Source organism: Streptomyces sp. NBC_00988, from assembly GCF_045162645.1.
GTDB lineage: Bacteria > Actinomycetota > Actinomycetes > Streptomycetales > Streptomycetaceae > Streptomyces.
Genome location: NZ_CP108730.1, coordinates 11649552 through 11662659, shown reverse-complemented (window position 1 = coordinate 11662659; position 13108 = coordinate 11649552). Strand labels below are relative to the sequence as shown.

At 69.9% G+C, this 13108-nt stretch carries 8 protein-coding genes; 2 read left to right on the top strand and 6 right to left on the bottom strand.

Annotation, left to right across the window (positions count from 1 at the left end):
* Positions 1-21 precede the first annotated feature (21 nt).
* Complete coding sequence (locus tag OG496_RS52520; protein ID WP_405976091.1) at positions 22-3396, bottom strand: pyruvate carboxylase; 3375 nt, start codon at positions 3394-3396, stop codon at positions 22-24.
* Between the two features lie 235 nt (positions 3397-3631).
* Between OG496_RS52520 and OG496_RS52515 the strand changes: the two genes are divergently transcribed.
* On the top strand, positions 3632-4849 hold the full coding sequence (locus tag OG496_RS52515) for a chitinase (protein WP_405976090.1): 1218 nt from the start codon (positions 3632-3634) through the stop codon (positions 4847-4849).
* Positions 4850-4861: 12 nt separating this feature from the next.
* Here the strand turns inward: OG496_RS52515 and OG496_RS52510 are convergent, their stop codons facing one another.
* The 4 genes from OG496_RS52510 to OG496_RS52495 form a co-directional block, all read right to left on the bottom strand.
* Positions 4862-6517 (bottom strand): carboxylesterase/lipase family protein, encoded by a 1656-nt coding sequence (locus tag OG496_RS52510; protein WP_405976089.1) that lies wholly within the window; start codon positions 6515-6517, stop codon positions 4862-4864.
* Positions 6518-6663: 146 nt separating this feature from the next.
* The gene (locus OG496_RS52505; RefSeq protein WP_405976088.1) at positions 6664-7404 is read right to left on the bottom strand and encodes a hypothetical protein; all 741 of its coding nucleotides are present in this window, start codon (positions 7402-7404) and stop codon (positions 6664-6666) included.
* Positions 7405-7500: 96 nt separating this feature from the next.
* On the bottom strand, positions 7501-8685 hold the full coding sequence (locus OG496_RS52500; RefSeq protein ID WP_405976087.1) for a M20 family metallopeptidase: 1185 nt from the start codon (positions 8683-8685) through the stop codon (positions 7501-7503).
* Positions 8686-8740: 55 nt separating this feature from the next.
* Complete coding sequence (locus OG496_RS52495) at positions 8741-10300, bottom strand: AbgT family transporter (protein WP_405976086.1); 1560 nt, start codon at positions 10298-10300, stop codon at positions 8741-8743.
* Between the two features lie 115 nt (positions 10301-10415).
* Between OG496_RS52495 and OG496_RS52490 the strand changes: the two genes are divergently transcribed.
* Positions 10416-11441: an Lrp/AsnC family transcriptional regulator gene (locus OG496_RS52490; protein WP_366495927.1), complete on the top strand. Its 1026-nt coding sequence runs from the start codon at positions 10416-10418 to the stop codon at positions 11439-11441.
* A 70-nt stretch (positions 11442-11511) separates the two neighbouring features.
* On the opposite strand, the gene OG496_RS52485 is transcribed toward OG496_RS52490, so the two are convergent.
* Entirely contained in the window at positions 11512-13068 is a 1557-nt protein-coding gene (locus tag OG496_RS52485) for a hypothetical protein (protein WP_405976085.1), read from the bottom strand.
* Positions 13069-13108: the final 40 nt, after the last annotated feature.

Below are 13108 nucleotides of genomic sequence, written 5' to 3'. Positions count from 1 at the left end.
AGCCGCCCGCCGCCGCACCACCTACCTCAGTTCGACGAGCAGGTCGCCGCCCTCCACCTGCTGGATGCGGTTGATGGCGAGGCGGGCGACCCGGCCGGACTTCGGAGCGGTGATCGCCGCTTCCATCTTCATGGCCTCGATCGTGGCGACGGTGACACCGGTCTCCACCTCGTCGCCCTCCTCGACCGCGAGGGTGACCACGCCCGCGAACGGCGCCGCGACATGCCCCTGGTTGGCGCGGTCGGCCTTCTCTGTGACGGGGATGTCGGAGGCTGCGGCGGTGTCGCGGACCTGGATCGGCCGGAGTTGCCCGTTCAGCGCGGACATCACCGTGCGCAGCCCGCGTTCGTCGGCCTCGCCGACGGCCTCCAGCTCGATGAGGAGCCGGACGCCCGGTTCCAGGTCGACCGCGTATTCCTTGCCGGGCCGGATGCCGTAGAAGAAGTCCTTGCTGTCCAGGACGCTGGTGTCGCCGTAGGTCTGGCGGTGGGTCTCGAACTCGCGGGTCGGGCCGGGGAACAGCAGGCGGTTGAGGGTGGCGCGGCGGTCCTTGCCGAGGGCCGTGCGGTCCTCCGGGCTGAGTTCCTGTACGGGCTTGGGGGCGGCGCGGCCCTGGAGTGCCTTGGTGCGGAACGGCTCGGGCCAGCCGCCGGGCGGGGTGCCCAACTCGCCGCGCAGGAAGCCGATCACGGAGTCCGGGATGTCGTACCGGTCGGGGGACGCCTCGAAGTCGGCGGGGCTCACTCCGGCGCCGACGAGGTGCAGGGCGAGGTCGCCGACGACCTTCGAGGACGGGGTGACCTTCACCAGGTGGCCGAGGATGCGGTCGGCGGCGGCGTACATCGCCTCGATGTCCTCGAAGCGGTCGCCGAGGCCGAGCGCGATGGCCTGGGTGCGCAGGTTGGAGAGCTGACCGCCGGGGATCTCGTGGTGGTAGACGCGGCCGGTCGGTGAGGCGAGGCCCGCCTCGAAGGGGGCGTAGATCTTGCGGACGCTCTCCCAGTACGGTTCAAGGTCGCCGATGGCCTGGAGGTCGAGGCCGGTGGGGCGGTCGGAGTAGTCGGTCGCGGCGACGATCGCCGAGAGGCTCGGCTGCGAAGTGGTGCCCGCCATGGAGGCGACCGCGCCGTCCACGGCGTCCGCGCCGGCCTGGATCGCCGCGAGGTAGGTGGCGAGCTGACCCCCTGCCGTGTCATGTGTGTGCAGGTGGACCGGCAGCCCGAACTCCCGGCGCAGAGCCGACACGAGCGTCGCGGCGGCCGGGGCGCGGAGCAGGCCCGCCATGTCCTTGACGGCCAGGACGTGTGCGCCCGCTTCTACGATCTGTTCGGCCAGGCGGAGGTAGTAATCGAGCGTGTAGAGGCGCTCGTTGGGGTCGGACAGGTCCGAGGTGTAGCAGAGGGCGACCTCGGCGATCGACGTTCCCGTGGCGCGTACGGCGTCGATGGCCGGGCGCATCTGGCCGACGTCGTTCAGCGCGTCGAAGATGCGGAAGATGTCGATGCCGGTGGCGGCGGCCTCCTGCACGAAGGCGTCCGTCACCTGGGTCGGATACGGCGTGTAGCCCACGGTGTTGCGGCCGCGCAGCAGCATCTGGAGGCAGATGTTGGGGACGGCCTCGCGCAGGGCGGCGAGGCGGTCCCAGGGGTCCTCGGCGAGGAAGCGGAGTGCGACGTCGTAGGTGGCGCCGCCCCAGCACTCCAGGGAGAGGAGCTGGGGCACGGTGTGGGCGACGACCGGGGCGACCGCGAGGAGGTCCTTGGTGCGGACGCGGGTCGCGAGGAGCGACTGGTGGGCGTCGCGGAAGGTGGTGTCGGTGACGCCGATGGTAGGTGATTCGCGCAGGTGGCGGGCGAAGCCCTCGGGGCCGAGTTCGGCGAGCAACTGCCGTGAACCGGCCGGGGGTTCGGTGCTCGGAACCGGCGGCAGCTTGGTGGTCGGGTCGATCAGGTCGGGGCGCTCGCCGTGCGGCTTGTTGACCGTGACGTCGGCCAGATAGGTGAGCAACTTGGTTCCGCGGTCGGCCGATTGACGGGCCGTCAGCAGCTGCGGGCGCTGCTCGATGAACGAGGTGGTGATGCGTCCGGCCTGGAAGTCCGGGTCGTCCAGCACCGCTTGGAGGAACGGGATGTTGGTGGACACACCGCGGATGCGGAACTCGGCGACGGCACGTCGTGCGCGGTTGACGGCGGTGGTGAAGTCCCGTCCCCGGCAGGTGAGTTTGACCAACATGGAGTCGAAGTGCGCGCTGATCTCCGTACCCGCGTGGGTGGTTCCGCCGTCGAGACGGATGCCGGAGCCGCCGGGCGAGCGGTAGGCGCTGATCCGGCCGGTGTCCGGGCGGAAGCCGTTGGCGGGGTCTTCGGTGGTGATACGGCACTGGAGGGCCGCGCCGTGCAGGGTGACCGTCTCCTGCGAGAGGCCGAGGTCGGCGAGGGTCTCCCCCGAGGCGATCCGCAACTGAGCCTGGACGAGGTCGACATCGGTCACCTCCTCGGTCACCGTGTGCTCGACCTGGATGCGCGGGTTCATCTCGATGAAGACGTGCTTGCCGTGCGGGTCGAGGAGGAACTCGACGGTGCCCGCGTTGCGGTAGCCGATCTCGCGGGCGAAGCGGACGGCGTCGGCGCAGATGCGGTCGCGCAGCTCGGGGTCGAGGTTGGGCGCGGGGGCCAGCTCGACGACCTTCTGGTGGCGGCGTTGCAGCGAGCAGTCGCGCTCGAAGAGGTGGATGACGTTGCCCTCGCCGTCGGCGAGGATCTGCACCTCGATGTGACGGGGGTCGACGACGGCCTTCTCCAGGAACACCGTGGCGTCGCCGAACGCGGACATGGCCTCGCGGGCCGCCGCCTCGATGGACTCGCGCAGGGTGGCCGGGTCCTCGACGCGGCGCATACCGCGCCCGCCACCGCCGGCCACGGCCTTCACGAAGACGGGGAAGCCGATGTCCTCGGCGGCGCGCACCAGTTCGTCGACGTCGGTGGAGGGCGCCGAGGAGCCGAGCACCGGTACGCCGGCCGCGCGGGCGGCGGCGATCGCCGTGGCCTTGTTGCCGGTCATCTCCAGGATGTGGGCACTGGGACCGACGAAGGTGATGCCCGCCTCCTCGCAGGCGCGGGCGAGTTCGGGGTTCTCGGAGAGGAACCCGTAGCCCGGATAGACCGCGTCCGCTCCCGCGCGCTGGGCCGCGCGGACGATCTCCTCGACGGAGAGATAGGCGCGGACCGGATGCCCTGGCTCACCGATCTCGTAGGCCTCGTCGGCCTTGAGCCGGTGCAGCGAATTGCGGTCCTCGTGGGGGAAGACCGCGACCGTTCGCGCGCCCAGCTCATAGCCGGCGCGGAACGCCCTGATCGCGATCTCTCCACGGTTGGCGACCAGCACCTTGCGGAACATTCCCGATCCCTTCAGCCTGCCGATGACGTGCACCATGGTGTCGGCGCCGCCCCTATAACGCCATGTGAGCCGGGACACTAGTCGCAAACGTGTCGCGCGATGCGCTCCGCCGGGCCGACGGTAAAGAAATCGTATGGTCTAGTCCAAAGTGAGCTTTGGTCCAGTCCAATCCATTGACGTGGCCGCGACAGCGCCAGAAGCTGGGCGCCTCCCCCACTCCCACCGGAGGCACAACGTGACACGTCTTCGTGCATGTCTGGTCGCGGCGGCCGCCGTGACGACCGCCGCCGCGGGCACGACCGCGCTGGTCGCGACCAACGCCCAGGGCGCCACCAACGCGGCCACCGCGCTCAGCAACCGCTGGTACGCCGCGGCCCCCTATCTGATGCCGACGGACAACAACCCGCCGGACGCGGGCGCCATCATGGACGCCACCGGCCTCAAGGCCTTCCAGCTCGCCTTCGTCCTCGCCCCCAACGGCGGCGGCTGCTCCCCCACCTGGGGCGGCACCTCACCGGTCTCCTCGGACACCGCCGTCCAGTCGGTGATCAACACGATCCGCGCCAAGGGCGGCGACGTCTCCGTCTCCATCGGCGGCTACGGCGGCACCAAGCTCGGCCAGGCCTGCTCCGACCCGGCCTCGACGGCGGCGGCGTACCAGCAGGTGATCACCAAGTACGGCCTCCACGCGATCGACTTCGACCTGGAGGAGCCGGAGTACGAGAACACCGCGGCCATCCACAACGAGATCGGCGCGGCCAAGATCCTCCAGCAGAACAACGCGGGCCTGTACGTCTCCGTCACCACGGCCGGTACGGCGGACGGCACAGGCTGGTTCGGCAAGCAGATGCTGCTGGAGGCGAAGTCACAGGGGTTCACGCCGAACAACTTCTCCATCATGCCGTTCGACGGCGGCTTCAGCGGCGCGGCCTCGCAGACCAGCGCGCTCACCAACTTCAACTCCATCCTCCAGTCCACGTTCGGCTGGGACCAGGCGACCGCGTACGCCCACGAGGGCTTCTCGGGGATGAACGGGCGCAGCGACACCGGCGAGTACTTCACCCAGGCGGACTTCCAGACCGTCCTGAACTACGCCACCAGCCACAACATGGACCGCTTCACGTTCTGGTCCCTCAACCGCGACCGCCAGTGCAGTCCGGTCGACAACGGCGGTACGACGTCCGGGACTTGCTCCAGCGTGGCGCAGAACGCCTGGGACTTCGCCAAGTACTCAGTGCAGTTCGCGGGCGTCACCCCGCCCACCACGACACCCACGCCGACCCCGACGCCCACCCCCGGCACCTGCAAGACGGCGTGGAGTTCCACGGCCGTCTACACGCAGGGCAACGAGGTGTCGTACGGCAACCACAACTGGGTGGCCAAGTGGTGGACCCAGAACGAGGTGCCCGGTGCCTCCCAGTGGGGCCCGTGGCAGGACGAGGGCTCCTGCTGATCTCCGGCGGGATCAGTAGGACATGGGCTGCGACGTCAAGTAGGCCTTGAGAAAGGCGTACTTGGCGTCGCTGTCCGCTGCCGGGAGCGTGGCGAAATGGTCACCGAGCTCCATCGTCTGCGGGGTGCCGGTGTCCAGGGCCGGCCAGGTGGTGAGACTGCCGCCGTTCGGGTCCCCGGTGGCCGCGAAGTTCGCCACGTACGAGGCGGCGGTGTCGGCGATGTCGTAGTCGCGCCCCGCCCACGGCCGGTCGGTGTTGTAGAGGAACCCGAGCAGGTAGTAGACGTCGGCCCCGTCGAAGGCTCCCGAACTGCCGGTGCCGACAACGGGGTTGGTGGCGTCGTGGCCCGGCGGGACCCGGGTCCAGAAGTAGGTGTGGACCGGGCCGCGATTACCCGCCGTGTCCTCGAACTGCCCGCCCCACAGGAAGGTCGAGACACGTTCCTCGTCCCGCGCGTAGGCGTTGTACTGGGTGGCCGCCTCGGCGTCGGTGGTCGCCGGGTACAGGCCGAGGAACGTGTCCGCGAGGCCGATCGGCCCGAACTGGCTCTCGGCGTAGGCCTGGTACTCAGCCAGCGTGGGTGAACCGCTGTTCCCGTCACGACAGTTGCCGGTGAGGACGGGTACGTCGATCTCCCTGCCCGCTTCCATGGCGGCGGTGTACGTGCTCGGCAGGACGTAGCCGTCGAGCACGTCACCGAAGCTGGTGGCGTCGGGCGGTGCGTCGGCGGCGTAGGTCCGCGCCACGATCTCGTCGGCGGACAGCGCGCGCAGGTCGGAGAGGGTCGAGCAGCCCAAGTAGGCCGCGAAGGCAGTGCCGTTGGACTCGGCGGCTGCCAACGTACGGTAGCCATAAGGCGGTTGACCGAGCGCGGGATCCTTCGTGTAGTGCACGCCGGACGGCAACAGGGCCCGGTGGAACAGACCTCGGGCTGCCTGCGAGGCCATCAGGACGTTGACGAGGTTCGCGCCGTTCTGCCAGCCGCCGAGCGTCACCCGGTCCGGGTCGCCGCCGAACGCGGCGATGTTCCGGGCCACCCACTCCAGCGCCGCTACGGCGTCCAGGGCACCCCAGTTGCCGGAGGCGGCGTGCCCGGACTCGGCGCTCAGGTCGGGGTGGGCGAGGTCGGCGAAGGGGCCGACGCGGTGGTTGACGCTGACGAAGACGACGCCCTTGTTGGCCAGCAGGGAGCCGTTGTAGATCTCCTGTCCGGTCCAGATCGCGGTGTAACGGCCGCCGGGAAGCCAGACGAGGACCGGTCTGCTGTCGCCCGAAGTGGTCGCGCCGGTCCAGATGTTGAGGTTGAGGCAGTCCTCGCTCAGTGACGGCACCTGGTCGCTCGGGATGCCCGTGACGGGCTGGGGGCAGGCCGGGCCCCACGCGTCCGCCTTGCGGATCCCGCCCCAGGACGGGGCTGGCTGAGGCGGGCGCCAGCGATTGGCGCCGGTGGTGGTGTCCCCGTACGGGATGCCCTTGTAGGCGACGATGCCCTTCAACCCGCCCTGGACGCCCGTGACTTGGCCGGACTCCGTGGTCACGGGGTCGTCGGCGCTCCGGCTGGCGCGCCGGTCGGCGGCCGACGCGACACCGGAGTCGAGGCCGGTGGCCAGCACAGCGGCGGCAGTACCGGTGAGAAAGCCACGGCGGTTGAGGTCTCGCGAGCGCACAGGAGCTCCCTGTCGAGTGGGGGGACGGGCGAGTCGCACCATGCTCGGGCGACCGCCGGAGCGCGGCAAGCGGAACGTCCGTACTCACAGACTCGACAGTTTCGACAGCTGCTCGACAGCCGTTCGACGGTTCAACTCCCCTGCTGTCAGAGGATGTTGACCGCCCGCGCGACGACCAGGACGACGATCGACACGGAGACCGTGGACTGGCCCATCATCAGCATCTTGGCCCAGCGGGAGAGCGGCATCACGTCGGTCGGGCTGAAGGCCGTGGAGTTGGTGAAGGACAGGTACAGGTAGTCGAGGAACACCGGTTCCCAGTCCGGCGGCGCGGTCTCCGGGCTCTGCATCTGGACGAAGAGGAAGTCGGCGTACTGGTGGTGCCCCATGACCCGCGCCATCGGTCCGCCGCGGTCCCACTCCCAGTACCAGAGGGCGAACACGATGACGTTCGTCAGCCAGATGGCACCGCCGGTCAGCAGCAGCGGCCCGGCGCCCAGCCCTTCGGTGCCCCTGACCAGGCCCACCACCAGCCGGGCCGCCGACCAGCTGTTGGCCAGGCTGATCACGCCCGTCAGGACCAGGCTCGGCCAGCGCAGCCACCGTGTGCCGGGCTCGATCCGCCGGGGATTGGCGACGAACAGGCCGACCATCAGCGCGATTTCGAGGGCCGGCAGCAGCCAGTACGGCTGGAAGGCGAGCCGGTGCGGCACCGCCATCTGCAGGGCGAACGCCACCAGGATCACGGCGGACACCGCCCACCGTGTCTCGCCGCGCGTCACCCGACGCCACGCGGGCACCACATCGCGCCCGCCGTCCTCCACCAGCCGCTCGATCCTGGCCAAGCGGCTCTCGGAGTCGTCCCTACCGTCCGTACCGTCCGTCATGGCACCGATTGTCCCCGGTGAGGGATGGATCGGATGACGCGCCCCACCCTGGACGTCCACGGATGTTCCGACCGATGACGGGTGTGCGGTCCCGGCTCAGCCCTGGAGCGGTTCCGCCAGCCGTTCCAGCAGCCCGGCGACCAGCGCCGTCTGCGCGGGCACGGTGTCCGGGTAGATGAACTCTCCCTGGGCATGCGCCCCGTCGCCGACCGCCCCCATGCCGCACAGCACCGGCAGACCGAGCGCGGCGACGAAGTTGGCGTCGCTGGCTCCGCCGACGGCCGTGTCGCGCAGGGCGTCACGCCCCTGCTCGCGGGCGACCTCGCGGGCCAGGTCGAGCAGCGGAGCGGAAGCGGCGTTGAGGGTCATCGGCGGCCGGTTCCAGGCGTGGTCGATCTCGATGCGGACGCGCGGGTCGCTGACCTCGATGGCGTCCAACTCCTCGTCCACGCGGGCCTGTTCAGCCGCGCTGCTGACGCGGATGTCGACCCCGGCGGTGGCCTGCCCGGCGACGACGTTGATGGCCGAACCGCCCTTGATCAGCCCGGTGTTGATCGTGGTGCCCTTGTCGGGCGCGGCGACCTTCGCGGCGGCGACCACGAACTCGGACAGCGCGGTGATCGCACTCGCCCCGTCCTGCGGCGCCAGCCCGGCGTGCGATGCGACACCGGTGGCGGTGACGTGGAAGATCCCGGTGCCCTTGCGGGCGGTCTTCACCGCGCCGTGGGCACTCGGCTCCAGCACCAGCGTGACGTCGACCTTCTGCGCGACCTCCTCGATCACCGGCCGCGAGGACAACGAACCGATCTCCTCGTCACCGTTGAAGAGAAAGGTGACGGTGGGCAGCGGCGCACCGCTCTCCCGGGCGAGCTTCAGCGCCCAGATCCCTTGCGCCAGACCGGTCTTCATGTCGAAGATGCCGGGCCCGCTGAGCTTCTCCCGCCCGTCGCCCGCCGCCTCCGGCTGCTCCCATCCGGCGAGGGTCCCGGTCGGCCACACGGTGTCGTAGTGCCCGACGAGCGCGACATGCCCGGCGCCGGTGCCGCCGTAGGTCAGGGTGAGGGTGTCACCGCACTCGCCCCCGGGGTGACGCTCCTCGTGGTCGGGCAGGCCGAGCCGCTGGACGGTCAGCTCGCGCAGCAGGTCCAGACCGCTCGCGAGGCCGGGAAGGTCGTAACTGCCGGTCTCGTGGCGGACGAGGGTCAGGATGTCCTCGACGATCCGCGAAGAGACGTCCTGGGCGCGGGCGGTGAGGGTGACGGCTGCGGGTGATGCGGTCATGATCTGCTTTCCTGTACGGCGGTGGGGGGTCAAGTCCCTTTGCGGGACGGTGGGTTCAGCTGATGCCGAGCGGGATGCCCAGCAGGTACCAGGCCACGAAGAACGCGACCCAGACGACCCAGACGACGGCGGCGATCGGGATCGTGAAGGAGGCCAGGGTGCCGATGCCGGCGGACTTGCGGTACTGCTGGATGAAGCCCAGGGCCATGACGAAGTAGGGGCTCATCGGGGTGACGCAGTTGGTGACCGAGTCGGCGACGCGGTAGACGGCCTGGGTGGTCTCGGGCTCGATGCCGATGAGCATCAGCATGGGGACGAGCACCGGTGCGGCCAGCGCCCACAGGGCGGAGCCACTGGTGATGACGAGGTTCATGAAGGTGATCAGCACGGCGATGCCGACGAGCACGGTCCATCCGTGGAGGTGCAGGTCACGCAGGGTCTCCGCACCTTTGACGGCAAGGATGTTGCCGATGTTCGTCCACTTGAAGTACGCGAGGAACTGGGCGATCGCGAAGAACAGGACGAGGATCGGCGCCATCGAGCGAGTGCCGTCCACCATCGCGCCGATGCTGTCGCGGGCGGCGGTGAAGGTGCCGGTCATCCGGCCGTAGACCGTGCCGAGCACCGCGAAGAACACGCCCAGGACGAGTGCCATGCCGCCGACCAGCGGGGAGTTGACGATGCCGCCGCCCTCGCCGCGCAGGGGTGAGGACGAGGGGATCGTCGCCGCCGCGAGGAACACGAGGAAGCCGACGGCGACCAGGCCGGTCGTGCGCAGGGCGCGCCGCTGCCGGTCGGTGACCTCGATCTCGGCCAGTTCCTCGGCACCCAGCGCGGCGACCGGCTCGTCGGGTTCCAGGTCGGAGCGGCGGGCGAGGACCTTGTCGACTACGAGGGTGATCACCAGCGCGACCAGGACGGACGAGCCGAGCCCGAAGAAGTAGTTGGCGACCGGGGTGACGACGTAGTGCGCGTCGATGGTGTGGGCGGCGGCCGTGGAGATCCCGGAGAGCAGGACGTCGGTGGTGGTGAGCGACGGGGAGGCGTCGTATCCGGCGGCGATCGAGACGTAGGCGACGACACAGCCGAGGACGGGGCTGCGGCCGGCCGCGCGGAAGACCAGGGCGCCGAGCGGGATGAGGGTGACGTAGGCGGCGTCTCCGGCGACATGGCTGACGATGGCCGTCATCGAGAGGGCGAAGGTGAGGTACCTGCCCGGGACGCGCGCGACCATGCGGCGCAGCAGGGCGGAGAACAGTCCGCTCTTCTCGGCGACGGCGATGCCGAACATCACGGTGAGGATGGTGGCCAGCGGCGGGAAGGCCGCGTAGTTGTCGACGGCGCCCTCGACGGCCATCGTGAGGCCGTCCTTGCTGAGCAGGTTCTGCACCTTGATGGTCTCGTGCGTGCCGGGGTGCACGGCGCTGAGGCCGGTCGCCGCCAGGACGGCACTGAGGACGGCGACGATCCCCGCGAGGATCCAGAACAGCCAGAAGGGGTTGGGGAGTCTGTTGCCGACCTTCTCGATCGCCGTCAGCCCGCGAAACGCGGTGCGCAGGACTCTCGACTGGGGCTCGGTGGACGGGGGCTGAGGTTGAGCGGAGGTGACACTCATCGGTACCTCTTGGCGCGATGGGGGGATGTTCCTGCGAACAATGGCATCCAGGTGAGAGATTCTCTATATCTTGGAAGTAACGGTGGGATTAAACAGCACCTTAGAGTGAGGCCCTATGACCCGTCCTCTCCTCGACGAGCTCGACCGGCGCCTCATCGGCGCGCTGCACCTGGCGCCCCGGGCCACCTGGGACGACATCGGCGAGATCCTGGCCGCCGACGCCAGCACGCTCAAACGCCGTTACGACCGCCTGCACGAGGCACGCATGGTGCGCGTGATCGGGCAGGCCGACTGGGGCGTCCACTCCACGGCGATGCCCGTCCACGTCTTCCTGGACATCACCGGCGAGAGTCCCCTCGCGGTCCTGCACCGGCTCCGTGACCTGCCCCACCTCCAGCTGCTGGCGCAGATCTCGGGCGACTACCCGCTCTACGCCGTCGTGCACGCCCCGTCCGAGGCGGCGACCAGCGAGGCGATCGACCGGATGTTCTCGGTGCCCGGCGTCCGGCGCGTCAACGCCCTGCCCGCGCTGAGCACGCTGCGCCGGGGCATCACCTGGGACCCGCAGTTCCTCACCGACACCGAGCGCGCCGACCTGCTGAAGCTCACCGGCTCCCGCCCCGAGGGCACGGCGACCGCGACACCCCCGGCGAAGCCGCTCAGCGAGGCCGAACGCGGTGTCGTGGCCCAGTTGCTCCAGGACGGCCGCGCGTCCGCCGCGAGCATCGCCCGCACCGCCGACCTGGCCACCTCCACCGCGCACCGCGTGGTTCGCCGGGTCCTGGACGAGGGCTGGGCCAAACCGCGGCTGGAGATCGTGTCGGAGTGGCTCGGCTTCCAGACCGCGTTCATCCTCCGGCTGCGCGTGGCGCCGGGTGCGACCCCCGAAGTGATGCGCCGCATCGACCAGTTGCCCCAGACCCGGCTCGCCGCGCACGTCGCCAGTGACATGTCGGTCCTCGCCACCGGCCTGGTCACCGACCGCTCGGCCCTGGCGCTCTTCGTCGACGACGAACTGGCCAGGATCCCCGGCCTCCTCGGTGTCAGCGTCGCCGTGATGCTCGCCGAACCGCGCCGCTACTGGCTGGACCGCGACCTCACCACCGGCCTCGGCACGTTCCACGCACCCACACTGCTGTGAGCAAGAGGCGGGCGCCCCGGCACCGAAGTGCCGGGGCGCCCGCCGCCCTCAACTCGCAGTCCCCGTACGGTCAGCCGGTGCCGAAGGCTCCCGTGCTGTACGCGCACTCCGTGTAGATGTAACCCGACCTGAGCTTGGCCGTGTCCGAGGCCGGCGTCGCGGTCGAACTGTCAGGACGGTGCACGAAGTACGTCGTGCCAGTGGGCAGGCTGATCGTCTTCTGCGGGTAGCTCTTGCCGGAGCTGCACGGCTTGAACCCCTTCAGCAGGGTGGTGGTGAGGGAGTACGACGTGCAGCTCCCGCAGCCCTTCAGCGTGAAGCTGCCGGTCACCGGCCCGGTGTACAGGACCGTGATGTCGTCCGGGCTGTCGTTCTTGACCGTGACGGAGATGCTGCCGCCGGACGCGGTGGTCGGGAGCTTCTTGCCCGCGGCCGGGACCGTCTTCGCCACCTCGGCGGCGATCGCGATCTTCTTGGCCCGGGCCCGGTTCTTGTCGTGCGTGTTGTTCTTCACGAAGTCGTTCATCGTGGAGAGCGCCGAGTCGAAGTCGCCGTCCTTGTACTGGAAGACGCCGCACTGATAGGCACCGGAGTCGGCGTGACTGCTCGCCTGTTGGGCATCCGCGCTCAGCGCGTCGGACACACCCGCCCCACCGCCCTGAAGACTCCCGATCTGGGTGGAGAGACTCTCCAACCCACTGACGGCCGTGCACGGTTGACTACCCGTCACACCCTTCACCGCCGTGCTGACAGCCGACTTGACGGCCGGCTCGACCTGACCCGCCTGCGACGACTGCGGGAACGTGGCCAGCAGGTCGCCGAAGTTCGTCGACCAGTCCGCGCGTTGGGCGGCAAGACCGGTGGAGCCGCACTCGTACAGGGAGGTGGCCAGCCGGTCGTCGGGCCAGGTGGTCAGCGTGCCCAGTTCCTTCTTGGAGATGGTGCCGGGGACGGTCCGCAGGTACTTCAACTGGGGTATCGCGTCACAGTAGTTCTTCTGCGCGTAGGCACCGGCGACCGTCGTGTAGAACGTCTTCAGCCGGTCGGGCACACGCTTGGCCGCCCGCGAACCGGAGTGGGCGGTGGTGAGGTCGTCGTAGGCGACCAGCGCCTGGCGATAGTGCGGTTCGGCCGCCGAGAACGGCAACCTCCCTGAGTCCGCCACGAGTTGGTCGGCCGTATCCAGCCGGTCGAGGAGCATCTGCTGGGTCGCCTCGTCGCGGGCGTTGTCGTAGAGGACGACTCCCCCGGCGGGTACGGCGAGCAGGACCAGGCCGAGCACGACCGCGACCGGGGTGGGCGAGGGCCAGGCGAGGCGGGTACGCAGGCCCACCGACGCGCCGTGGACGGCGGCGAGGACGAGGAACACGACATACAGGGTGACGGCGACGCCCGGGACGCCGTCCGGGTCGGCGGGCAGGGCCACCAGCAGCAGCACGATGGTCGCGACCCAGCACACGGCCATGAGCAGCCAGCGGCGCATCAGCGCGTAACCGAGCCCGAGACCACTGAGGTTGAGGAGGCCGACCGCGACGGATCTGAGTCGGTCAGGCGGGCCGGGGGGTGGAGACGACGGCATCGGTGGCACGACGAACCCCTGGACAGACCCGTACTGATCCCCGGACATGATTCTCCCCCCGCTCAACAACGCCCCCGTTACCGTGACT